The 24,249-nt window shown below is 36.7% G+C and carries 19 protein-coding genes and 1 riboswitch; of the genes, 6 read left to right on the plus strand and 13 right to left on the minus strand.

The window, feature by feature from the left end:
- Positions 1-253: 253 nt before the first annotated feature.
- Positions 254-820 carry a nitroreductase family protein gene (locus GHD00_RS17360; protein ID WP_163539474.1) on the minus strand — a complete coding sequence of 189 codons (567 nt, stop codon included), beginning with the start codon at positions 818-820 and terminating at the stop codon, positions 254-256.
- 253 nt (positions 821-1,073) lie between these two features.
- Positions 1,074-1,180, plus strand: a riboswitch (SAM riboswitch).
- A gap of 86 nt (positions 1,181-1,266) precedes the next feature.
- On the opposite strand from GHD00_RS17360, the gene GHD00_RS17365 reads away from it, so the two are divergent.
- The 6 genes from GHD00_RS17365 (at position 1,267) to GHD00_RS17390 (ending at position 10,421) form a co-directional block, all read left to right on the plus strand.
- On the plus strand, positions 1,267-3,120 hold the full coding sequence (locus GHD00_RS17365; RefSeq protein ID WP_163539475.1) for a bifunctional homocysteine S-methyltransferase/methylenetetrahydrofolate reductase: 1,854 nt from the start codon (positions 1,267-1,269) through the stop codon (positions 3,118-3,120).
- 24 nt (positions 3,121-3,144) lie between these two features.
- Positions 3,145-5,433 (plus strand): 5-methyltetrahydropteroyltriglutamate--homocysteine S-methyltransferase, encoded by a 2,289-nt coding sequence (gene metE, locus GHD00_RS17370; RefSeq protein WP_163539476.1) that lies wholly within the window; start codon positions 3,145-3,147, stop codon positions 5,431-5,433.
- A 241-nt stretch (positions 5,434-5,674) separates the two neighbouring features.
- Positions 5,675-6,859 (plus strand): galactokinase, encoded by a 1,185-nt coding sequence (locus GHD00_RS17375; protein WP_163539477.1) that lies wholly within the window; start codon positions 5,675-5,677, stop codon positions 6,857-6,859.
- A gap of 1 nt (position 6,860) precedes the next feature.
- A complete protein-coding gene (galE, locus tag GHD00_RS17380) occupies positions 6,861-7,856 on the plus strand; it encodes a UDP-glucose 4-epimerase GalE (protein WP_163539478.1) in 996 nt (331 codons plus the stop codon).
- A gap of 2 nt (positions 7,857-7,858) precedes the next feature.
- Positions 7,859-9,361: a UDP-glucose--hexose-1-phosphate uridylyltransferase gene (gene galT, locus GHD00_RS17385; RefSeq protein WP_163539479.1), complete on the plus strand. Its 1,503-nt coding sequence runs from the start codon at positions 7,859-7,861 to the stop codon at positions 9,359-9,361.
- Positions 9,362-9,374: 13 nt separating this feature from the next.
- The gene (locus GHD00_RS17390; RefSeq protein ID WP_163539480.1) at positions 9,375-10,421 is read left to right on the plus strand and encodes an aldose epimerase family protein; all 1,047 of its coding nucleotides are present in this window, start codon (positions 9,375-9,377) and stop codon (positions 10,419-10,421) included.
- A gap of 403 nt (positions 10,422-10,824) precedes the next feature.
- On the opposite strand, the gene GHD00_RS17395 is transcribed toward GHD00_RS17390, so the two are convergent.
- From GHD00_RS17395 to GHD00_RS17450, 12 genes are all read right to left on the minus strand, one after another.
- A complete protein-coding gene (locus GHD00_RS17395; RefSeq protein ID WP_163539481.1) occupies positions 10,825-11,061 on the minus strand; it encodes a DUF2264 domain-containing protein in 237 nt (78 codons plus the stop codon).
- Between the two features lie 19 nt (positions 11,062-11,080).
- Positions 11,081-11,707 carry a YesL family protein gene (locus tag GHD00_RS17400; protein WP_163539482.1) on the minus strand — a complete coding sequence of 209 codons (627 nt, stop codon included), beginning with the start codon at positions 11,705-11,707 and terminating at the stop codon, positions 11,081-11,083.
- A gap of 55 nt (positions 11,708-11,762) precedes the next feature.
- Entirely contained in the window at positions 11,763-13,163 is a 1,401-nt protein-coding gene (locus tag GHD00_RS17405) for an extracellular solute-binding protein (RefSeq protein ID WP_163539483.1), read from the minus strand.
- Between the two features lie 49 nt (positions 13,164-13,212).
- A complete protein-coding gene (locus tag GHD00_RS17410; protein ID WP_163539484.1) occupies positions 13,213-14,052 on the minus strand; it encodes a carbohydrate ABC transporter permease in 840 nt (279 codons plus the stop codon).
- A 25-nt stretch (positions 14,053-14,077) separates the two neighbouring features.
- Positions 14,078-15,025 carry a carbohydrate ABC transporter permease gene (locus GHD00_RS17415; protein WP_240468738.1) on the minus strand — a complete coding sequence of 316 codons (948 nt, stop codon included), beginning with the start codon at positions 15,023-15,025 and terminating at the stop codon, positions 14,078-14,080.
- A 147-nt stretch (positions 15,026-15,172) separates the two neighbouring features.
- Positions 15,173-16,090, minus strand: a complete 918-nt coding sequence (locus tag GHD00_RS17420) for an AraC family transcriptional regulator (RefSeq protein ID WP_163539485.1) — start codon at positions 16,088-16,090, stop codon at positions 15,173-15,175.
- 401 nt (positions 16,091-16,491) lie between these two features.
- Positions 16,492-17,349 (minus strand): sugar phosphate isomerase/epimerase family protein, encoded by an 858-nt coding sequence (locus GHD00_RS17425; protein ID WP_163539486.1) that lies wholly within the window; start codon positions 17,347-17,349, stop codon positions 16,492-16,494.
- A 180-nt stretch (positions 17,350-17,529) separates the two neighbouring features.
- Positions 17,530-20,652 carry a beta-galactosidase, LacZ type gene (gene lacZ, locus GHD00_RS17430; RefSeq protein ID WP_163539487.1) on the minus strand — a complete coding sequence of 1,041 codons (3,123 nt, stop codon included), beginning with the start codon at positions 20,650-20,652 and terminating at the stop codon, positions 17,530-17,532.
- A gap of 19 nt (positions 20,653-20,671) precedes the next feature.
- Positions 20,672-21,295 carry a bifunctional 4-hydroxy-2-oxoglutarate aldolase/2-dehydro-3-deoxy-phosphogluconate aldolase gene (locus GHD00_RS17435; RefSeq protein WP_163539488.1) on the minus strand — a complete coding sequence of 208 codons (624 nt, stop codon included), beginning with the start codon at positions 21,293-21,295 and terminating at the stop codon, positions 20,672-20,674.
- 21 nt (positions 21,296-21,316) lie between these two features.
- On the minus strand, positions 21,317-22,270 hold the full coding sequence (locus tag GHD00_RS17440) for a sugar kinase (protein WP_163539507.1): 954 nt from the start codon (positions 22,268-22,270) through the stop codon (positions 21,317-21,319).
- A 17-nt stretch (positions 22,271-22,287) separates the two neighbouring features.
- The gene (gene dgoD, locus GHD00_RS17445) at positions 22,288-23,436 is read right to left on the minus strand and encodes a galactonate dehydratase (RefSeq protein WP_163539489.1); all 1,149 of its coding nucleotides are present in this window, start codon (positions 23,434-23,436) and stop codon (positions 22,288-22,290) included.
- Positions 23,437-23,458: 22 nt separating this feature from the next.
- The gene (locus GHD00_RS17450; protein WP_163539490.1) at positions 23,459-24,223 is read right to left on the minus strand and encodes an IclR family transcriptional regulator; all 765 of its coding nucleotides are present in this window, start codon (positions 24,221-24,223) and stop codon (positions 23,459-23,461) included.
- Positions 24,224-24,249: the final 26 nt, after the last annotated feature.

Raw genomic sequence — 24,249 nt, forward strand, 5'->3', positions numbered from 1 at the left:
GTATACAAAAAAACCCCCTATAAAGTAGTCCTTTTTTCAAAGTGTCTACTCTATAGGGTACATTTTATAGTAGGGGGGGTCTTCATTCACCACTGATGGTTAGCGAAATTCATCAGGGTGCTAGCGTCTGTTTCCCCCACCTCTACTTCTTTCATTATTCTAAGTATTGAAGAGGGGAATTACGAACGATTGTTCACCGTGATAAAACAACAGATAGAAAGTTTCGTCTTCCTAACTGTTATCTACCCTGGCACTATTCTAATTCTGTTATTTTTTCTTTTGCTTGAGATCTCTCTACAGGCTGTATTTTTTTATCCGGATAACCGATTTGTAATAACCCAACCACTCTCTCATTCTTATCTAAACCTATTAATTGCGCAGTTTCTTGACAAAAAGCTAGTTTCCCTGTTTTCCAGAAAACACTTAAATCTTTTTCCCATGCAAGCAAGCTAAAATTTTGAATAACACAACTTGTTGATGCATAGTCTTCCTCTCTCAGTTTTTCTTGTGGATGTAATGCATTAAGGACAAATAGAATAAAAGGTACATTCATAATTTTTTGATAGGCATTTTCACCAATTAATTCTCTATCTTCTAAAGAATCGGTATTGCTCTTTTCCATCGCGATTAGACGATTAATCTCGGCAAGCTTTTTTTTAGACTCGCCTTTTACCATAACAAAACGCCAAGGCTCGGTTAGTTTATGATTGGGCACCCATATCGCCACATCTAATAGCTCTTTTATTAATGAAGTAGAAACTTCTTTATCCTGATAAACAGCAATAGAGCGACGGTCTTTGATTAATTGACTTAAATTCATTTTGCGCCTCCTAATTATTAATTGAGAATTATTTTCATTTAGATATATATTATCATACCATTTAAGGTTGTCAAGAAAATAATACTTTGGAAACCTCCTCATCATGGCACATATATGTTATACTCCTACTTAACTTATAAAAATTCAAAAAATTTTGTAAATACCCCTTGTAATAAATTCCACCGTCATGTATCATATACATTAAGTTGGTTGGAAAATTTAGTAATGATACAAATGAATACAAAGAATTTAATTCTTATCGAGAGAAGTGGAGGGACTGGCCCGATGATACTTCAGCAACCGTCTGTTCAGACAAGGTGCTAATTCCAGCAAGCGTTACTTACGCTTGGAAGATGAGGAACGTCTTTTGAATAAAAGAAATCTTCATCTTAACGGATGGAGATTTCTTTTATTTTTCGAAAATTTAGTAGAAAGAGGTGATAAGATTGCATGACCTTCGTTCCGCTCTACAAGACCGAATTGTAATAGCAGATGGTGCCATGGGAACCTTGCTCTATTCACATGGAGTAGATCGATGCTTTGAAGCATTTAATTTGACCAACCCCGACGAAGTAGCCAATGTTCATAAATCTTATTTAGACGCCGGGGCTGAAGTCATTCAAACAAACACTTACGGCGCTAATTATATCAAACTCGCAAGATACGGACTAGAGGAAAAAGTACACATGATTAATACCAAAGCCGTACAAATTGCGAAAGAGGCGACAGCGAACAATGGGTATGTACTTGGTACTATCGGTGGCATTCGTGGAGTACAAAAGCTGGTAACGACAAAAAGCGAAATTAAAAGAAGCTTTAAGGAACAGCTATTCTCCTTATTGTTAGAAGGAGTGGACGGTCTGTTACTTGAAACCTATTACGATTTCCAAGAGCTTGAAGATGTTTTAAAAATTGCTAGAGAAGAAACCAACTTGCCAATTATCACTAATGTATCCATGCATGAGCCAGGCGTATTAGAAAATGGTATATTGCTGCCTGACGCTCTGCAACAATTAGAAGATTTAGGAGCTGATGTCGTAGGCGTCAATTGCAGACTAGGTCCGCACCATATGATTGAAGCTTTAGAAGGCGTCCCTATACTAAATCATGCAAAACTAGCAGCATATCCAAATGCTAGCTTACCAGCTTATGAGGATGGGAAGCTTGTCTATAGTAAACATACCGACTATTTCACTAAATGTGCAAAAGCTTTTCGTAATCAGGGTGTAAGATTATTGGGTGGTTGTTGCGGTACAACACCAGAACACATTCATGCCTTAAAAGAAGGCACTCGTGACTTGCCACCTATTGAAGAGAAACAAGTCAAGCAAAGATTAAACTTACACAGTGAATCTGAAAACCAAGATACTCACACAAAAGAAACATTAGCACAAAAAGCCAAACAACGGCATACGGTTATCGTCGAACTAGATGCTCCTAAACATTTAGAAGTCGATGAATTTATCAAAGGTGCTAAGCAATTAGAAAAAGTAGGTGTCGATGCTATTACATTAGCAGATAATTCTCTAGCAACTCCACGAGTGAGTAATCTAGCAATGGCAGTAAAAATGAAAGAATTAAACCTTGATGTGACGCCGCTCATTCATTTAACTTGTCGTGATCGAAACCTTATCGGATTACAAGCGCATTTAATGGGCTTACACACGTTAGATTTTCATGAAATTCTAGCGATCACAGGAGATCCAACTAGAATTGGAGGTTTCCCAGGGGCATCTTCTGTTTTTGATGTGACCTCGTTCGAATTAACAAGATTAATTAAACAATGTAACCAGGGGTTATCATTCTCTGGAACCTCTTTAAAAAAGAAAACGAATTTTAGTGTGGCAGCAGCCTTTAATCCGAACGTCGCAAACCTAAGTAAAGCTGTGAAGCGAATGGAAAGGAAAATTAAGAGCGGAGCAGATTACTTTCTTACCCAGCCAATTTATGACCATCAAAAAATCAAAGATTTATACGAGGAAACCAAGCATATTGACACCCCTATCTTTATTGGGATTATGCCGCTAATATCACATAAAAACGCAGAATTTTTACACCATGAAGTTCCTGGGATGAAGCTTTCAGATGAGGTGCGTACCCGTATGAAAGCACCGCCAACTAAAGCGGAAGCAAAGGCAGAAGGGCTTCAAATTGCCAAGGAATTGATTGATACAGCCATTCAATACTTTAATGGTATTTATTTAGTCACACCATTTATGAATTACGAGTTAACTTCAGAGCTCACCTCGTATATCCATAGCAAAACAAACAATGGAATTGCGATCCAATCGCCATCTTAAAAACATAGAAAGGGAGAGATATCAATGACAACATTTATTAGTTCAAACTTAGGTTATCCAAGAATCGGAGAAAAAAGAGAATGGAAAAAAGCGTTAGAAGCATATTGGAGAGGTGACATTACCGAAAGCAGTTTATATGATCGTACAACAGAATTACGTTTGAAGAATTTAAAGAAACAGCAGGATATTGGAATCGATCTTATCCCCGTTGGAGATTTTTCCTTTTACGATCAAGTATTAGACACAGCAGTTTCATTTGGTGCTATTCCTAAAAGGTTTCAACAAGAAGATCCTCAATCCATTGATACGTATTTTGCAATTGCTCGTGGTAATAAAGGTGCTGTAGCTGCCGAGATGACTAAGTGGTTTAACACAAATTACCACTATATCGTTCCAGAATTAGAAGATGTAACACCACAGCTAGTAGAAAACCGTGCATTACATTATTATAAAGAAGCAAAAGAGAAATTGGGTATTGATGGAAAACCTGTCATTATCGGACCTGTTACTTTCGTAAAACTTTCTAAAGGATATCAACCAGAAGAATTAGAAGGATGGGTAGACAAATTTGTTCCATTGTATAAACAAGTGCTGCAAGAACTTGCAGAAGCTGGAGCTTCATGGGTACAGTTTGATGAGCCAATCTTAGGAACGAACCTCTCTAATAGAGAATTAGAATTAGTGGAAAAAGTATACCAGTCCTTGAAGGAAGCTGCGCCAAACGTAAAATTATTACTTCAAACATATTTTGAATCTGTACAAAACTATAAGAAAATAGTGGAATTACCTGTAGACGGCATTGGACTAGACTTTATACATGGGGATAGCTTAAATTTAATTAAAAAATTCGGATTCCCACAAGACAAAGTATTAGCAGCAGGTATCGTTAATGGTCGTAACGTTTGGAGCGCAGATTTAGAAGGGGCACTATCCCTTATTAAGCAAATTGACTTATTAACGGAAACGGACCAAATTATCTTACAGCCATCTTGCTCTTTATTACATGTGCCTGTAACAAAACAAACGGAAGAAAAATTAGATACTGTAATTTTAAACGGCTTAAGTTTCGCAGATGAAAAATTAACTGAAATTCAAACTTTATTAAAAGCTGCTAAAGAAGGATCGGAAGCAATTCAAGCACAATTAGAGGAAAATAAATCTGCAAGAAATGCTTTAGAAAGCTCTACTTATCGAAAAAATGAAGAAATTACGAGAGAATTATTAAGTATTGAAAATAAAGAAATTAAACGAAGTATTCCATTCCAAGAACGTATTGCAAAACAACGCGAAAAGCTAAATTTACCTTTATTACCTACTACGACAATCGGTAGTCTTCCTCAAACAGCTGAAGTGAAGGGTACCCGTACAAAATGGCGTAAGGGTGATATTTCCAATGAAGAATATGCAAGCTTCGTCGAAAAAGAAACTGCAAAATGGATTCAAATTCAAGAAGATTTAGGGCTGGATGTATTAGTTCATGGTGAATTTGAGCGAACAGATATGGTTGAATACTTTGGTGAAAAATTAAATGGATTTGCTGTTACCGAATTTGGATGGGTGCAGTCCTATGGTTCTCGTTGTGTAAAACCACCTCTAGTAGTTGGAGATGTTTCTTGGGATGAGCCAATCACGGTAAAAGAAATTGTAGATGCGCAAAAGTTAACAGATAAACCAGTCAAAGGTATGCTTACAGGTCCTGTTACCATCTTAAACTGGTCTTTTGTTCATGAAGAGTTACCACGCTATACGGTTCAGAATCAAATTGCCTTATCACTTGAAAAAGAAGTGTTAGCACTTGAAAAAGCTGGCGTACAAATTATTCAAGTGGATGAACCAGCATTACGTGAAGGACTACCGCTTGATCGACTAAGATGGCCTGAGTACTTTGACGCTGCTGTCAAAGCATTTCGATTAGCGACTTCTACTGTTCAACCGGAGACGCAAATTCATACACATATGTGCTATTCTGAATTTGGTGAAATTTATGAAGCTATTGATGAACTGGATGCAGATGTTATTTCTATTGAGACATCCAGAAGTCACGGGGAACTTGTTGATACATTTGAAGAGAACAACTATGAAAAAGAAATTGGTCTAGGAGTATATGACATTCATAGTCCAAGGGTACCTAGTATCGAGGAAATCAAACAGAATATTGAGCGCGCACTGCAAACTATTGACGCAAAACAATTCTGGATTAACCCTGATTGCGGTCTGAAAACAAGACAAGAAGAAGAGACCGTTGCAGCCCTTGAAAATATGGTGAATGCGGCAAAAGAAATCCGCGAAGCTCGATTAGCACAACAAAAATAAGCAATAAAGAAAAACTTGGCTTATCGCCAAGCCTTAATAGCGAAAGCCTTAGTTTTTCTTATACTATCATCCATAGTATTTTATACTTGCTGATAGTACAAAAAAGCCCGGTCTTCCTAAAAGAAGATCGGGCTTTTTCTATTTTCATGATATTAACTCTTGTAATATGAATTTGAATAACATACAATATAGTTAATAAATTAATTTAATTAAGTATATGTCGAGAAGGAGGAAATTTAAAATGAAACTTACCCCATTAATCCATAGATTTCAGGAAGTTTTCGAAACAGAACAAAAGCCTCAAGCATTTTTTGCGCCAGGAAGAATTAATTTAATCGGTGAACATACAGACTATAATGGCGGTCACGTCTTCCCTGCTGCTATCTCATTTGGAACATATGCCCTTGCCATTAAGAGACAAGATAAAAAAATAAGATTCTATTCTGATAACTTCCCTGAAAAAGGAATATTTGAGAGTTCTTTGGACGATTTAATTTATCAAGAAGATGACGATTGGACGAATTATCCGAAAGGTATGTTACTCTACTTTAAAGAAGATGGTTTCTCCATTGAAAGCGGTTTTGATGTATTGTTTTATGGAAATATACCTAATGGTGCTGGATTATCCTCTTCTGCTTCAATAGAGTTAGTAACGGGAGTGCTTTTAGAAACATTGTATCAATTAGATGTCGACCGTGTTCGTATGATTCAAATCGGACAAAAAGTAGAAAATCAATACATTGGCGTAAATAGTGGTATAATGGATCAATTTGCAATCGGGATGGGAAAACAAGACCATGCTATGTTATTGGATTGTGATACACTGCAATATCAATATGCACCTATTAAACTAGCAAATCATGATATCATTATCATTAACACCAATAAGCGCCGAGAATTAACTGAGTCCAAATATAATGAACGCAGAAGTGAATGTGAGCAGGCCTTAGCTGATCTACAAAAAGAACTTTCGATCAACAGCCTTGGAGATTTAACTCCAGAACAATTTGAACAATATCGGACTTTAATCAAAAATGAAACGAACCAACAGCGTGCCAAACACGCCATTTATGAGAATGCACGAACGATTACAGCCTTAGATAAACTAAAAGCAGGAGAATTACAAGCTTTTGGCGAACTAGTAAACCAATCTCATATCTCCTTAAGAGATGATTATGAAGTAACTGGCATAGAGTTAGATACGATTGCAGAGACTGCATGGAAGCAGGAAGGTGTGTTAGGCGCCAGAATGACAGGAGCAGGTTTTGGCGGATGTGCGATTGCTATTGTCGAAAAAAACCATACAAAAGCTTTTCAAGAAGCGATTGAAAAAGAATATACAAAAATTGTAGGATATGAACCATCTTTTTATGTGGCATCAATTGGAGATGGTGCTAAATCATTACATTTAGGGGAGGAATCTTAGTATGCGCATTTTAGTTTTAGGGGGAGCTGGATATATTGGATCACATGCTGTTTATCAACTTATAGATCAAGGAAATGAAGTAATTGTTATAGATAATTTAGAGACAGGACACGCTGGAGCTATTCACCCAGATGCGATCTTCTATAACGGAGATATTCGTGATATTGAATTCCTCCGCGAAGTATTCAATCATGAAACAGTAGACGGTGTCTTACATTTTGCTGCGAACTCCTTAGTCGGTGAATCTATGGAAGTACCACTAAAATATTTTGATAATAACGTGTACGGAACCCAAGTCTTACTACAAGCCATGGCTGAATTTGATATAAAACATATCGTCTTTTCTTCTACCGCTGCAACATATGGGGAACCCGAACAAGTACCCATTACAGAAACCATGATCACACAACCAACTAGTACGTATGGGGAAACAAAACTTACCATGGAAAAAATGATGAAATGGACCGAAGCGGCACACGATATTCGTTATGTCTCCCTTCGTTACTTTAATGTTGCTGGTGCTAGAAGTACTGGAGAAATTGGGGAAGATCACAGACCTGAAACCCACCTTATTCCAATCGTATTGCAAGTAGCATTAAATCAAAGAGAGCATATCTCTATTTTCGGTGACGATTATGATACGGAGGACGGCACATGCATTCGTGACTACATCCATGTAGAAGATCTAATTGATGCTCATATTTTAGCACTAAAATATTTAAAAGAAGGCGGAGACAGTGACATCTTTAATTTAGGAAGCAGTCAAGGATTTTCTGTAAAAGAGATTATTGATGCAGCACGTCAAGTGACTAACCATGCCATCCCAGCAAAAACTGCAGAGCGCAGACCAGGTGATCCGAGCACGTTAATTGCTTCATCTGATAAAGCAAAAAGAATATTAGGCTGGAACCCTTCTAGAACAGACATTGACCGAATTATTACAGACGCTTGGAATTGGCATCAGGCGAATCCGAATGGCTATAACGAGGAGGAATAATAATGGCTAACATTTCACAACTTGTCGAGACATTAGTAGAGAAAGCTATCGATGCTCAATTGATTGAAAGAAGTGATGCCATTTATGCTCGCAACCAAGTGCTTGGTTTAATCAAATATGTAAACTTTGACCAATCAAACTCTACTCCTGTACAGAATGTAACCATCCCTGATGTAGTAGAAAAAATAGTGGATGATGCTGCCAATCGAGGAGTCATAGAAAATCTATTAGATGAAAAAGAAAAAATTTCTGCCCATATCATGAATGTGTTTTTATCTAAACCAGCTGAAGTGAATCGTGTATTTTATCAAAAATATGAAGATTCGCCAAAAGCAGCAACAGATTATTTTTATAAGTTAAGTAAAAACAGCAATTATATTCAAACCAAACGGATTGCGAAAAACATTCATTTTAAAACAAATTCTGATTACGGTGATTTAGACATTACCATTAACCTTTCTAAACCGGAAAAAGATCCAGAACAAATTAAGCGTGAAAAGGAAATGAAACAGGATATTGCTTATCCTCAATGTTTACTTTGTGCTGAAAATGAAGGATATGTTGGACGAATTGGTCATCCTGCAAGATCCAATCATCGCATTATTGAAGTGCCCTTAGAAGGAGAAAAATGGTTTTTACAGTATTCACCATATGTCTATTATAACGAACATAGTATTCTATTTGCGAAAGAACATCGTCCAATGAAAATTAATCGGGATTCTTTTTCTAGAATAACGGCTTTTGTCGATAAGTTCCCTCACTATTTTGTTGGATCAAATGCTGACTTGCCTATCGTTGGCGGTAGCATACTGTCTCATGATCATTATCAAGGGGGAAGCTATACGTTTGCGATGACAGAAGCTGAGGATGAGTTTAGCTTTCAACTAGGAAAGTTCCCAGAGGTGGAAGCTGCCATTGTCAAATGGCCTTTATCTGTCATTCGATTACGTCATTCGAAACGTGAGAAGCTTGTGGACACGGCTGAATTTATACTAAATAAATGGCGTCAGTATAGCGATGAAGCGGCAGATATATTAGCGTATACCGATAATACGCCACATAATACGGTTACACCAATTGCTCGTAAGCGAGGGGAACAGTTTGAGCTAGATTTAGTATTGCGTAATAACCGAACGACAGATGAACATCCGATGGGGTTATTTCACCCACATGAAGATGTTCACCATATCAAAAAAGAAAATATAGGTTTAATTGAAGTAATGGGACTTGCCGTACTACCTCCTAGATTAGTAGAAGAGTTAGAAGATATTAAAAAACATCTATTAAATCAATCAGTAACCGTTGCAGAATACCACCAAGATTGGGTAAAATCTATAAAGAAAAGGCATACAAATATTACAAAAGATAATGTAGACCAGATTGTCGAAGATGAGTTAGGACAAAAATTCGCGCGTGTACTAGAGGATGCAGGTGTGTATAAGACAGATGAAAATGGACGTACAGCTTTTAAACGTTTTATACAACACTTAAATGAAACAAACTAGGAGGCTACCAAACATGGATGTAAGAACAGATGTGATCAACGTACAAGATCAGCAATGGCGAGAATTTACATTGGTAAATAATAACGGAATGGAAGTTTCAATATTAAATTTCGGAGGTATTATTACTAAGATCTTAGCACCAGACCGTGACAGCAAGCTTGAAAATGTTGTTGTCAGCTTTGATGATTATACTGATTATTTAGATAACCCTGGTTATTTCGGTGCCTTAATAGGACGTGTAGCTGGGCGGATTGAGAATGCACAGTTTGAATTCGATGGAAAAACATACACATTACCTAAGAATGAGGGAGTGCATCATCTACATGGTGGGGAACCAGGTTTTCATAAATCCATTTGGACCGTTGCTCCTTTCGAAAATAATGAAGAAGTTGGGTTGACCCTCAAGTTAAATAGTCAAGATGGAGAAAACGGGTATCCAGGCAATCTAAACATGACTGTCACTTATACTTTAAACAACGAAAATGCCTTATCGATTACATATAAGGGCGATTCTGATCACAAAACCGTATTAACAACTACTAATCATTCCTATTTTAACTTAAGTGGTGATTTAAAATCAGATATTCAAAATCATGAAATTCAATTAGATTGCAGTCAATTTGTAGAATTAGATGAAGAATTGATTCCTACAGGCAATATATTAGACGTGGATCATACGCAATATGACTTTCGTAACGGAAGACCTATGAAAGATGGTGTTGATTCTGATTTTAAACAAAATTTAGTCGCTAATCACGGCTACGATCATTATTTTATTTTTGATCATTCTAAAAAAGAAAGCGCCGTCGTAAAAGACAAAGAAAGCGGGCGCCAATTAACAGTATTGACGGATCAGCCTGGTGTTGTCATGTACACATCCAACAATTTACCAGAAGGTCTTAAATTACGTGAACGTGAATCGACGAAGTATTTAGGACTTTGCTTAGAAACTCAAGCATCTCCTGCTTCGATTCACCATGAAGGGTTTCCATCTGTATGGCTGGATAAAGGGGAAACATATTTTAAGAAGACAACTTTTGTTTTTGGGACATTTGAATAAAAAAGAGGGGCTTTTTGAAAAAGTAAACTCATTATACACACGCAACTGAAATATACTCTTCTTCCGCCAAGAATCTCGTATATTTCAGTTGCTGTTTATTTTAACCATTCGCAAACTTCCTTTTTAAACAACACGCCTCACCTTACATATCCCTAAAAACTATAGCTCCGAAACGATAAGCAATCACCCTTCCTATTGGAAATAGTATCCATTACATCTAATAACCTCGGATGGATAACATAGCTATTATAGTGAGGCTTTCTACTCCGTGTTTTTTTCAAGGCATTTACAACATTAATTTTTTCCAGTATCATCTAGTTTTTTCGCACAATTCAGTTGACGCTCTCATAATCGATTGAGCAAAAAATTGTATCAACGATTGGTTGATCTCCCTTTTCAAAATTCATATAGTCTGACGAAAAGGGATTAGTTGCAAATTGCACACACCTTCTAACCACGTTGCCATCCCATTTGCCAGTCTAGCAAATGCCTCTAGATACGAAAAATTTCCTTGTTTTTCCTGGTTGCCTTGTTCAACCGGCATTTTCTCTTTAAGCTGCTCTTCTTCCAATGCTTGAATCACTGGGTCAGCTATTTTCATCAATATCTCTAACCAAATCGCTCTATCATTATTTACCATATAATTATGCTCTCCTTTCTTAGTTGTAAGAATGAAGAGGTTTCTTATTCTCAACTTGTTGTAATGCTTGGTAGGAAAACCACATTGTAATAAAACTCAATGCACTGCCTGTAAAGACAAGAATTATTCCAGGAATATAAAGTGCAATAAAAAAATAAGCCAGTATGTTTACTATAATTAGAATGGTTTTGAGTGGTGAAGAAAGTGCTATGACAAACGTAAAAATGATGGACTCTATTATTCTTACATCATAATGTACATATATTGGGAAAATATAAATAAAAATAATACTTATTAAAAAAGCAAGTCCAAAAACAAAAAACAGGAGGATATTTCCTATCCATGAATGAATCGAATAGGCTAACATCATATTAATATATATCAACAAACCAAACATGAGGAAGGTATATCCTATTAAATTAGCATTTTTGAAGTTGCTTTTATACTCTATCCAAAAGGTTCTAAATATTGGTAAGTCTTTATTTCCTCTTATCCATTTTCTTTCAATTGCAAACATTGCTACTAAGGCTGGAAAAAAGCCGAATAAAATAAGTCCGATTGCACTGAATGCCATCCAAAGAAAATTAAGGTATGCAAGCCTTGTGATCCAAACAGCTGTTTTATATAGAATACCTTCATGATTCATATTATCCAGTCCTCTTCCCAATGAATTAAAAAAGGAGGCTTTCACCTCCTTTTGATTAATTTCTGTTTTCTAACCATTCTGTACTTTCTTTTTGTGCTTTTTCAACTGCTTCTTGAGCAGACCTTTTACCCGTTAAAGCAGCTTCTACTTCAGAAGTTAATATAAATCGAGGCTGTGATGAAGCCCAAGGATATCTAGGAGTCCATGGCGTACTCATCGCTTCTAAAGTTGGTGCCATCAAGTTTTCTACTTCTGCATAACTATCCCATGTTTTTACAGACTTAATGGATGGCATAGCATTTGCTTCTTCAAATACATATTGTTGCATGACGTCACTCGTTGCAAACTTCATCCATTCCCAGGCTAATTCTTTATTTTCACTATCTTTAGCCATTGTAATTGGACTTCCCGCAAACATACCTCCTTGATTTTCATCATTTTTAAACTCTTGAGCAATGCCAATACGATCTCCAAGTCCTTGAGCATATGCTGGCATTATAGTGTCTCCAGGACCTTGATTTAAAACAATACCAATATTATTATCCTGTGTTAACCATTTCTCATTACCTTGGTCACTGACAAGACCTTCTGGTGCATATTCCTGCATCTCTAATAACCACTCTAAGCCTGAAACCATTTCTGGGCTATCAAATTCAAATTCAATTTCATCCCAAGCAAAGCCTGTTCCCCAACGACCGTTTTGACCTTCTGCTAAGTTAATAAGAGTAAATGCCGAGGACCAATCTCCACGGAACCAAATCCCGTAGTTTTGCTCTCCCGTAACAGGATTCTTACCTGTCATTTGTTTAGCTTTTTCTGCTACTTCTTCCATCGTAGGGTAATCAGATAAATATTCTACTCCCCACTCATCAAATAATTGCTTATCATACGTAATGAATCGAGCATCGCCTAAAAAAGGTAAACCGTAAATTTGTAATTCGTCACTATCAGGTCCTAATGCTTTCCAACCATCTACTTGCTTATCAATAAACTTGTCTAAGTCAAATTCATCATCTTCTTCAATGTATGACTGCAACGGCTCCACTACACCTTGAGCGGCAAAATCTGCTATACCAGGCATTTGATATACGTCAGCTTCCCCTGAAGTGATCATGGCTTGTGTTTTTTCTGTATACCCTTCCCAAGGCATAATGATAAACTCTACTGTTGCGCCTGGATGTTGACTTTCAAATTCTTCCTTAAGCACTTCTAAACCTTTTGTTTTCTCACCAGTTATTGGGTCAGTCGAAGCCTCCATGGTAAAATCACCAATTAGTTGTACGCTTATAGATTGCCCTTCCCATTCACCTTCTCCGCCTGAACCTTCACTTTCTGGATTATTATTTCCTTCTGAAACGTTATTACTTGCCCCATCATTTGAACTACACCCTACAAGAACTGCTGCAACTAACAATGCGAATGATAACAATAGAAAAGATCTTTTTAATGAAAGCATGTTCTAACCCCCTATTTTTAATAATTTAAAAACTAGAAGTAATTAATTATTACCCCTTTACCCCACTTAGTGCAATACTTTGTATAATGTATCTTTGTAAGAAAAGATACAGTACTACTATTGGCAAAATACTAACAGTGGCTAAAGCCATTGTTAAACCTCCTAAACTTGTTCCATTCTCTAACGAAAAGCTGGCGAGATATAATGGAACGGTATGAAGCTCTTGACTATTTAAAACAACTAATGGCCACATGAAATCATTCCAACTCCAAATAAACGATAATATAACCATTGTAGCGGCAATTGGTCCCGATAAAGGCAGATACACATTGAAAAATATTCTGAATTCTCCAGCGCCATCAATTTGCGCAGCTTCCCGAAGAGTAGAAGGTAGTTGATCGAAAAACTGTTTACATAGGAAGATAAGCATTCCATTGATCACTGTTGGTAAAATCAATGGCCAAAAACTATTTAATAATCCGAAACTATTGAAGAGAGTGTATAATGGAATTAGTCTTGGTTCCATTGGTATCATTAAAGTACATAAAACTAAGATAAATAATAGTTTTTTATGCTTAAAATCACCTTTTGAAAAAGCATAACCAGCTAATAATGATGCAAAAACTTGTAAAAACACAGAACTAGTAGTAACGATACCTGAGTTAATATATGATTGGATTAACCTTCCATTCTCAAATACAATCCCGTAATTAAATCCAGATATCGTTTCAGGAATTAATCTTGGTGGAAATGGCATTGTAATATTTGCTGTCCGGTCAAAACCAACACTCACCATCCATACAAATGGCATCATTAACAAAATACCGAACACCAATAGAACGAGAAATTTTACTGCACCAGACATACGCTCCATAGACTTTTGGTTCATCTTCAATCCCCCCTTTTTTTAATAGTTATAGTTTCATCTTAGATACTTTTAGATTGATGAACGTAAATATTAAAATAATCACAAACATAATATAGGTTGCCGCGGAGGCAATTCCAAATTCAAACCCTGTGAAGCCTCGTTCGTATATAAATGCACCCATGGTTTGAATCGATCTTGCGGGACTTCCATTTGGACCTCCTAGCACATATACTTCGTTGAAACGCTGCAAACCTCCGATCCAGCCAGTAATTAATAAAAATGCAAAGGTGCCTGACATGTTTGGTATTGTGATAAATAGCCACTGCTGAATTCCACTTGCACCATCAATTTTAGCTGCTTCATACAACTCTGGTGATATGGCTTGTAAATTAGCTAAACAGATAATAATAACAAAACCTATCCAATGCCAAACAGCTAATAGAATGACACCCCATTTAGAGGTCGATGGATCAGAAAACCATGTTGATGTTGGTAAGCCTAAAGAATCTAAAGCGTAGTTGACAACCCCCATCTCTGGGTGTAAAACAAATTGGAAGATCATTGCGGCTGCTACAATAGATGTTACGTTTGGAAGAAAGTAAATTACTTTAAAGAAGTTCTGACCTTTTCTTACAGAATTAATTAAAGAAGCAAAAACAAATCCAAGCGGAATGGTAATCATAATTTGGAAAAAACCGATAAAGAACGTGTTCCATACCGTATTCCAAAATGTTTTCGATGTTAATACTTGCTCAAAATTTCGTATACCAATAAACTTTTCAATCGTTCCATTCGATTGAAAAAAACTTAATCGAAATGATTCAACAATTGGGTAAACCATAAATAGTAAAATCCCCAAAAAACTGGGTAATAAAAAGATATACCATGTAATGGCTGCCTTTCGTTTTTTACTTTTTAGTGTTTCTACATCATTGCTGATGCCTACCGACTGGTCTCCTTCATTACTTTGCAATTCCATTTGACTCCTTACCAAAGACTTCCCCTCCTTTTTCCCAACACTTTTTGTTAGCGTTTCCATTTGTGTTTGATAGAAATATTGAATACTTGTTAAATTAATCATATTACAGATTGCTTCCTTATACTTGACTGAAATTGTCTCAGTCATTTGTTAGGTTGCATGTTATTGCTCAAACAAATTTTTTAAAAATTTGTCTGTATCCTTTTCGTCAATTCCTTTATTCCGATACTCAGATGGCGCTACATTAAAATATTTACGAAACCTCCGGCTGAAATGGGAGGCGCTTTCAAAACCGGATTCTAATGCCACATCTAAGATTGTTTTTTCAGGATGCATCTCTAGCAAATATTTAGATCTTAATAGCCTTCTTTGCATTAAATATTGCATAACGGTTATTCCTGTAATATCTTTAAAAATTCTAGACATATAATATTTACTTATATGAAGATTATTAGATATATCATCTAAAGTTACATTGTATTGAAAATGATGGTCTATCCATGAAATAATCTTATCCACATGGGTTTTTTTATCTGTATTACCCAACATTACCTTATCTAACTTTGATTTACTTAATTCATACAAGATAAACAATAGTTCGACTAGAAGAGTGGTTACTTCTCCTTTTACCATCCGCTTCTCAGTCTTATTTTTCTTAGGAATTTGGGAATCTAGCTGCTTCATGTGGATCTTTTTTAATAATGCATGTATTTCCTCAAACTTACATGGATCGATATTTCGAAACAATGTGTTAGTAAGTTGATCAAAAGGGGTTAACAATTCAGGGACATTTAAGGTTTTAAGTATTGGCTTTATCCACTCAGGCGAAAACTCAATCACGCTTCTTTCATATGCAATACCTTCCTTTGGGCTTGGCCCATGCAAAGCGGAACCATTCATAACAATAATATCATTCTGTTGCAGTTGAACGACATGATCATTTATTAAATATTTACAATCTCCTTGATGAAACAAATAAATCTCAAAATAATCATGTGAATGTAAAAAGAAATCCTCTCTCCTAAAATCCACATCTATATTCCTATAATATAAATAAAGATTTTCTACTAAACTATGCATTTACTTCACTCCCCTAAATCAATGTATCATATAAAGAGAGACTACCATCAGTGGGGTTTTCCTCATCCCCCACTGATGGTTAGCGAAACTTATCAGGATGTTAGCGCCCCCACTTCTACTTCTTTCATTATGCTAAGTCTGGAAGTGGGGGCTTACGGACGATTGTTCACCGTGATAAAATGCAGCACTCTTTCATTTTTAAAAAACGTTCAAAAACGGAAAGACTAGCTTAAATTTCTATTTTTCTAGCTATTCACTTTCATAAGAATGATTTATGATAACTTCAAATAAGCTTAAAATTTTATACGGACAGTTCCTGCACCCGGGGAGCGTCTTTCGGTGTCTGTCGTTTGTATATAAGGAACTGTATCCAATAATGGTTTTATAAGGATTCCACATTCTTATTCCTCTGCTATATGCTTTAACTTTTTTAACCACTCCAAATTATATGCCAATGTTGTATTCGTATCTTGTTTAGCACTGAAATCCTCTACGCCTATATAACCTTCATAATTCACAGATTTTAAGTCTTTGATCACTTGTACCCAATCTACAATTCCTTTATCTACTAACTCCCATTCTACTTTCCATTTATGATTCGGAAGAGATTCATCTTGAGTCCAAATTGCATTTTTAATATGAACGTGAGCCAAATAAGGACCTAATAACTCCATCCCCATGCGGTAATTCTCATACCCTTCATGCACCATATTACCAGGATCAAACAATACACCAACATAATTTGGATCTAAACCCTCTACTAATCTATAAGCTGCACTGGCACTTGCTGCAATGGTATTATGATGAGTCTCTACAAGGCCCTTTATTCCATATTGTTTACATAATTTCTCACTATCCTTAAGATATCGCTTACATTTATCAAACAGAACATGAAAGTTTTCTGACCTATCATACTTGGGAACACCTAACCGAATATATTTTGCCCCAAATTTATTGGCTATTTTTAATACTTGTTCCGTATCATCAAGATCATCACCCTTCAAATAAGGGGTTACACTAATAACCTCTATATCCTTAGCATTGCTTTTGGTTTTAAGTGTATGGATTTCTTCGTCTGTTATAGATGGAGAAATCGTACAAAGGTTATTACCCCAAAAACTGATTGATTCTTTTTTTATGGCATCCGGAATTTCTTTGAAGCGCCATTCTACTCCATCAAAACCTAGCTCACTTAAATGTTCTATTAACTCGTTAGGATTCATATCTGGCGTCATTACCGAAAAAACTGAAAACTTCATTTAATACCCCACCCTTTCAAGTTTTTATCGTCATTTATTTAATAGAATAGCAAATACCACAATATATTATTCTATTTGTTTTTACGAATACCTTCTACTTTCATTATTCTGTATCATTAAATATGAGAAAGCTCTTTTTTATAAAAACCACCCGCACCAAACGAGTGGATTTTATTTCTCTTAATTCAATTGAGACTTTGCTAATGTAATAGGATGTCCTTCATTTTTTAGATATGGTAATAATCGAACGGAAAATTGAAAATCTTGAGCTTTTAAATGATATTTTTCTAATACATCCGGACCGCAACTTGCAGAACCAAGTCCATGCTGTTTATAATCAAGATTTAATGTAATCGTATCTTGTTTGATTAATTCGTGTGTATGTCTTGCTTGATCTATATTCTCCATTGCATAATAATGAGCACTAAAATCAAAATCCGGCTGTCCAACTGCCAAAAGCCCAACACTATTTTGATTAAAAAGTGTCATCCATTTTACTTGATGCCTGTTACCATTCTCCTGTGGAACAGCATAATTTGTAAACAACCTATCTACCCTACTAGACCACGTACCAATACGATTCGCCTCCCTGCTATCTATATAGGCTTCGCCAGGACCTCTGCCATGCCATGTCACGTTGTCCAAAGCACCCGGTACTTTCATTTGCAAACCAATTCTTGGGAAAGTAACTGGTGCATCACCATCTATTTCACCTTCAGCAGCAACTACGATATCTCCACTTGTGTACACATCATAGGTATAAGTTGTTAATATGGACCAAGCTAATTTAGGCGGAGCAATCCGAACCTTTGCTATCACTTTCAATTTCTTATGATCTTGACTAACTTCATAAGTAAAATCATCGAGACGATGCTGTAACCAATGAAGGCCGTATTGCTCCCAGTACGTCTTATTGCTAATTGGTTTCCATTGATTTGTTTCGTAAATATCATTATCAATGAGTGCTCGCCAAAAATTTAATTTCGGGGCCTCTTCGATAACATTATTACCTTGAAAACTCCAAAATTCGATTAGTCCGGTTATTTTATTAAAAGAGACTTCAAATTCATTTCCTTGGACATGCAGCAAAGTTCGTTGATCACTCACGATAAGAGAACCTAATTGAATTCGTTCTAATGATTGGTTTTTTATTTCAACAGGTAATTCAAATTGTGACCAAGCCATTTCATAACCAGCATCAGCCCAAGCAGTATCCTGTGCTAGAACAACTCTTGCATTTAATATATACTCCGTGTTAGCAGGAACATTTTGAGGTGAAGAGAAATCTATGCTTACTTCTTTTGTCTCACCAGGTTTTATATTTGACAGAGAAGCTTTACCACTTTCTAGAATTTTACCTTCAATATCGATGGACCATACGAATTGAAGGTGATCTAATCCGATAAAATCAAAGCGATTTGTCACTTTAACCGTTTTGGCATTCCTATCGAGATCCTCGATTTTGATTGGCTCTAATATTTTTTTATATTCGATTAATGCTGGTGAAGGGTTGTGATCTGACATCACCATTCCATCCATCACAAAGTTTGAATCATTTGGCTCATCTCCAAAATCACCGCCATAAGCAAAATACGATTCTCCGTCTTCTGTCCTTTTCCTTATTCCATGATCCATCCATTCCCAGACAAAACCACCTTGGAGTCTGCGATATTTATAAAAGGTTTCCCAATATTCTTTTAACGCTCCTGGGCTGTTTCCCATTGCATGAGCATATTCACAAAGAATGTGTGGTGTTTTTAAGAAATCTTTTTTTCCCAATCGTTCTAATATACCAATGTCTGTATACATGGTAGTAAAAACATCAGAAGAAACCGGATCATTTTCTGGATCCTTCTCACTAGCATTCATAATCGTCCGACATTCGCCTTCATAGTGCACTAAACGGGTTGAATCTCGATCCTTTGTCCATTGGTACATCACATCATGGTTTTGACCATAGCCAGATTCATTTCCTAATGACCACATAATAATAGAAGGTTGATTTTTATCTCGTTCTACCATTCGAATCATTCGATCAAGGTATGCCTCTTGCCATTCTTTATCATCACTAATCAAGTGCGGCTGTCCAATGTATTCAAAACCATGACATTCTAAATCCGCTTCATCTATCACGTATAGTCCATATTCATTACATAATTCATAAAAACGAGGATCATTTGGATAGTGAGCCGTTCTCACCGCATTTATGTTATGGCGTTTCATCATTTTGATATCCTCTATCATCCAATCAATAGGAACTGCCTTTCCTAAATCAGGATGATGATCATGCCGGTTAACTCCTTTTAGTTTAATCGCTTTACCATTTACTAAAAAGACACCATCCGATAACTCTATAGATCGAAAACCTACTTTAACAGGTATGATTTCTTCTACTTTCCCTTGCTTTTTTATGGAAATGAATAGCTGATATAAATAAGGTTGTTCAGCACTCCATTTTTGTGGCCTTGTTATTTCCATTACATCTATTTTCTTTTTTGAGTCCATTATTCCTGCTTGCTCTTTCACAAGTTTTCGGTCTGCATCAAATAATTGATAGTGAATCTGAAGGTGATCATCTTGCAAGTCACTGAATTCCGTCTCAATCGTTAACTTAGCATTTTGATAATATTCATCTAAGTCTGTTTTAACAAAAATATCTCGTATATGGTATTTTGGACGAGCTAATAAATAGACATCACGGAAAATACCGCTTAACCACCACATATCTTGATCTTCTATATAACTAGCATCTGACCATTGATACACTTGAACTGATATCGTATTTTTCCCTGCATGTATGCATCTCGTAATATCAAACTCTGCCGGAATACGACTTCCTTGACTGTAACCAACTTCTTCCCCATTTATCCAGAGGTGGAAGGCACTATCAACGCCTTCAAAGCGCAGAAATATTTGTTCGTTTTCCCAAGAAGAATCGATATGGAATTCTCGCCTGTATACACCTGTAGGATTTTCAGTTGGAATTCTAGGTGGATCAATTGGAAATGGGTATTGCTTGTTTGTATAGTGCGGAATTCCATAACCATGCAGCTGCCAATTCGAAGGGACAAACAACTCATGCCAATCCATTTCATCATTATTTTCCTTATAAAAGTTTTCTGGAACCTCTTGTGGTGTGGAAAAATAAGCGAACTTCCATGTCCCGTTTAATAATTGAAATCGATCAGAATTAGATCTATCGCCAGTCCAAGCTGCAACCATATTGGAATAAGGGATATAATAAGATCTAGCCTCTTCTCGATTTCGTTGTAATACAGATAATGTCTCGTAATCTTTTATCATGGTGGTCACTCCAATAGCTTTATACTTTTACAGCAAATTGCTTCGCTTTTTGTGCTAATTGCTGTAAATCTTCTTCTGAATAGGAGGATTGCTTTTTTACTAAGGCGCTTCCAAGCCCTGTAGCAACTGCACCTGTTTGAAAATATTCTGATATATTCTCAAGGTTCACTCCGCCTGTTGGCATTAAAGGAATATGCGGTAACGGCCCCTTCACATCTTTGATATAGGATGGGCCTAATATTGTTGCCGGGAACACCTTAATGATATCGCCTCCATTTTCGTATGCGGTTAATATCTCGGTCGGTGTCATAGCACCAGGAATACTAACCACCCCATACCTCTTAGTAAGCTTTATGGTGTCGATATCAACTGTTGGGGAAAAAATAAATTGTGAACCAGCCATAATGGCAGCTCTGGCCGTTTCAGCATCTAAAACGGTCCCTGCTCCAACAATTACTTCTCCTTCTAATTCATTTCTTATCTGCTCTATAGCTTGAAGTACATTGGGAGTATCAACGGTAATCTCTAATGTATGCACACCACCTTGATGTAAGGCTTTAGCTACATCTAAAACTTGATTGGATGGAACACCGCGAATAATCGCAACAATTTTATTTTGATAAATAGTTTCTAATACCGACATTCCTAGATGTCTCCTCCCTTGTTATCTATTAACATCTTCTCTATCCTTTTGCATAAATCTAGTAATCTCGTCCATTTCTGGTAAACCTTCTACATCTCCGTTTACCATCGTCACCATGGCGCCTACAGCATTCCCTCTTTCAATAGCTTTTTCTAAGGAAAGGCCTTCTAGTATCCCAGAGGTAACACCTGCTGCAAAACCATCACCAGCACCTACTGGGTCTATGACTCGTTCCACTTCTAAACCCGGGACAAACCCTTCCTCTTCACGTGTGAAAAAATGCGCCCCTTTACTTCCTTCTTTTAAAATAACTGCTTTTGCACCATTTTCTATAAACATTGCAGCGTAACTTTTAACATCTAAATCTCCAAGTAAATATCTGGCTTCACTAATCCCTGGTAGAATAATATCTGCTTGAGATGCTATTTTCATTAATACTTCATGAGCTTGTTCTTTTGAATTCCACAATTTTTCTCGAATATTTGGATCAAAAATAATTTTCACATGATTTTCACGTGCAATTTCGATTGCTTTCATTACTGTTTGATAACAACTTTCACTTAATGCCGGTGTTATACCGGTAAGATGAAGGTATTTAGCACTTGCTATATATGCTTCATCTAAGTCATCTGGTGTCAACGTGCTTGCAGCAGACCCAGCTCGATAATAATAGACACGCACATCTTGTTCATTTCTTATTTCTTTAAAGTAAACCCCTGTAGGTGATTGCTGTGTCATTTTTACTTGAGTAACATCTACTCCTTCTCCCCGAATAAATGCCAACATCGCCTCTCCTAATTCATCCTTACCTACTTTACTAATCCACCCAGTTTGATAACCTAAACGGTGTAATCCAATTGCAAAATTTGATTCAGCTCCGCCAAATTTACGAGAATAGGTAGATTCATATCTCATTTTTCCTGTTGTATTTGGTGTAAACAGCGCCATTGTTTCCCCTATTGTGACAACATCGATTCGATTCACGCTAGACATTACCATTCTGCAACCGTCCCATCTTCATGACGCCATACTGGGTTGCGCCATCTATGTCCTTCTTTTGCCATTTCTCTCACTTTTTCTTCATTGATCTCAATCCCTAATCCAGGGCCTTGTGGAATTTTTACATGACCATCTTGGTAATCAAAAACAGATTTGTCGGTAATATAATCTAATAAGTCATTTCCTTGGTTGTAGTGAATCCCTAAGCTTTGCTCTTGAATAAAGGCGTTATGAGCTGTCGCATCCACTTGAAGGCAAGACGCTAATGCAATCGGTCCTAATGGGCAATGCGGTGCTACGGCAATATCATAAGCTTCTGCCATGGAAGCAATTTTTTTCACCTCTGTAATTCCTCCAGCATGTGATAAATCAGGCTGAATAATATCTGCATAGCCAGACTCAAACAACGGCTTAAAATCCCACCTAGAATACATACGTTCTCCGGTTGCAATGGGGACACTGGTATGTCTGGAAATATCTTCCAAAGCTTCGTTATTTTCCGGTAAAACAGGCTCTTCAATAAACATAGGTCGGAAAGGCTCAAGTTCTTTCGCTAAAGCTTTTGCCATCGGTTTGTGAACCCTTCCATGAAAATCAATACCAATTCCAATATATTCACCGACTGCTTCACGTACAGAAGCAATACGTTCTACCACACGATCAATTTTTTCATAAGAATCCACATATTGCAGTTCTTCTGTTCCATTCATTTTCACTGCCGTAAAACCTGCATCTACAACTTTTTTAGCAGCAGCTCCAACATCACTTGGCCTGTCCCCTCCAATCCAAGAGTAAACACGAATGGAATCTCGACAGGCACCTCCTAACAATTGATAAACTGGTGCATTAAAGTATTTGCCTTTAATATCCCATAGCGCCTGATCAAGACCAGCAATTGCACTCATTAAAATCGGACCGCCTCGATAAAAACCTGCACGATACATGACATTCCAGTGATCCTCAATCTTTAATGGATCTTTCCCTAATAAGTAATCAGATAATTCTTGGACAGCTGTTTCTACCGTCGCTGCTCGCCCTTCAACAACAGGCTCACCCCAACCAGCAATTCCTTCATCAGTTTCCACTTTCACAAAACACCATCTTGGAGAAACGATAAACGTTTCTATATTGGTTACCTTCATTATAAAACACACCTTCCCTATACTATTTTTGGATATATCCTAATTTTTTAGAAATGACTTGACTCTGTTTTAAAATAGCTTCTGCTAAATCACTTTTTATCCTTTGCTTTGTTACACGTTCAGCCGGTCCAGCTATACTAATGGCTGCTGCTACTTTATTGTCATAATCTAAGATTGGTGCCGCAATACACCGAATGCCATGTTCATGCTCTTGTTCATCAATGGCATAACCTTTTTCTCTAATTAATTTTAATTCGTTGTATAGTTCTTCTTTATCGGTAATGGTTGTATCTGTAAATCTAGGTAGTCCTTTTTCTTCAACCATTTGATCCACTTTCTCTTGCTTCCATCCAGAGAGTAGCGCTTTTCCTACCCCCGTACAATGCATTAGTGCTCTTCTTCCTATTTGGGAATACATTCGAAGTGTTTTCTCGCTTTCAACCTTGTCAATGTAAACGACTTCATTTTGATCAGCAATACATAGATGAACGACCTCTCCTGAACGATCAGCTAAAGCATGTAAGCCTTCTTTTGCTATTTCTCTTATATCGAAATGATTTAGCAATGAGCTTGCTAGCACGAGGCATTGAACACCTAATCGATAATTTCCGCTTCTTTCGTCTTTCTGTATATACCCTTTTGCTACTAGCGTACCTATAAGACGGTGTACTGTACTTTTCGCAAGGGTCATCCTTTTGGATAGTTCTGTAATACCCAAACCTTCAGGGTATTCAGATAATAACTCCAATATAGCCAGGGTACGTTCTACAGATTGTACTTGAGACATTGTCATTCTCCTTACTATGTTCCATA

It is taken from the genome of Gracilibacillus sp. YIM 98692, from assembly GCF_010993965.1.
In the GTDB taxonomy this organism is placed as follows: Bacteria; Bacillota; Bacilli; order Bacillales; family Amphibacillaceae; genus Gracilibacillus.

Coding starts and splice junctions, on each gene's coding strand:
- GHD00_RS17360 (WP_163539474.1), bottom strand. CDS start 820: ATGAATTTAAGTCAATTAATCAAAGACCGTCGCTCTATTGCTGTTTAT.
- metE (WP_163539476.1), top strand. CDS start 3,145: ATGACAACATTTATTAGTTCAAACTTAGGTTATCCAAGAATCGGAGAA.
- GHD00_RS17375 (WP_163539477.1), top strand. CDS start 5,675: ATGAAACTTACCCCATTAATCCATAGATTTCAGGAAGTTTTCGAAACA.
- galE (WP_163539478.1), top strand. CDS start 6,861: ATGCGCATTTTAGTTTTAGGGGGAGCTGGATATATTGGATCACATGCT.
- galT (WP_163539479.1), top strand. CDS start 7,859: ATGGCTAACATTTCACAACTTGTCGAGACATTAGTAGAGAAAGCTATC.
- GHD00_RS17390 (WP_163539480.1), top strand. CDS start 9,375: ATGGATGTAAGAACAGATGTGATCAACGTACAAGATCAGCAATGGCGA.
- GHD00_RS17395 (WP_163539481.1), bottom strand. CDS start 11,061: ATGGTAAATAATGATAGAGCGATTTGGTTAGAGATATTGATGAAAATA.
- GHD00_RS17400 (WP_163539482.1), bottom strand. CDS start 11,707: ATGAATCATGAAGGTATTCTATATAAAACAGCTGTTTGGATCACAAGG.
- GHD00_RS17405 (WP_163539483.1), bottom strand. CDS start 13,163: ATGCTTTCATTAAAAAGATCTTTTCTATTGTTATCATTCGCATTGTTA.
- GHD00_RS17410 (WP_163539484.1), bottom strand. CDS start 14,052: ATGAACCAAAAGTCTATGGAGCGTATGTCTGGTGCAGTAAAATTTCTC.
- GHD00_RS17420 (WP_163539485.1), bottom strand. CDS start 16,090: ATGCATAGTTTAGTAGAAAATCTTTATTTATATTATAGGAATATAGAT.
- GHD00_RS17425 (WP_163539486.1), bottom strand. CDS start 17,349: ATGAAGTTTTCAGTTTTTTCGGTAATGACGCCAGATATGAATCCTAAC.
- lacZ (WP_163539487.1), bottom strand. CDS start 20,652: ATGATAAAAGATTACGAGACATTATCTGTATTACAACGAAATCGAGAA.
- GHD00_RS17435 (WP_163539488.1), bottom strand. CDS start 21,295: ATGTCGGTATTAGAAACTATTTATCAAAATAAAATTGTTGCGATTATT.
- dgoD (WP_163539489.1), bottom strand. CDS start 23,436: ATGAAGGTAACCAATATAGAAACGTTTATCGTTTCTCCAAGATGGTGT.
- GHD00_RS17450 (WP_163539490.1), bottom strand. CDS start 24,223: ATGTCTCAAGTACAATCTGTAGAACGTACCCTGGCTATATTGGAGTTA.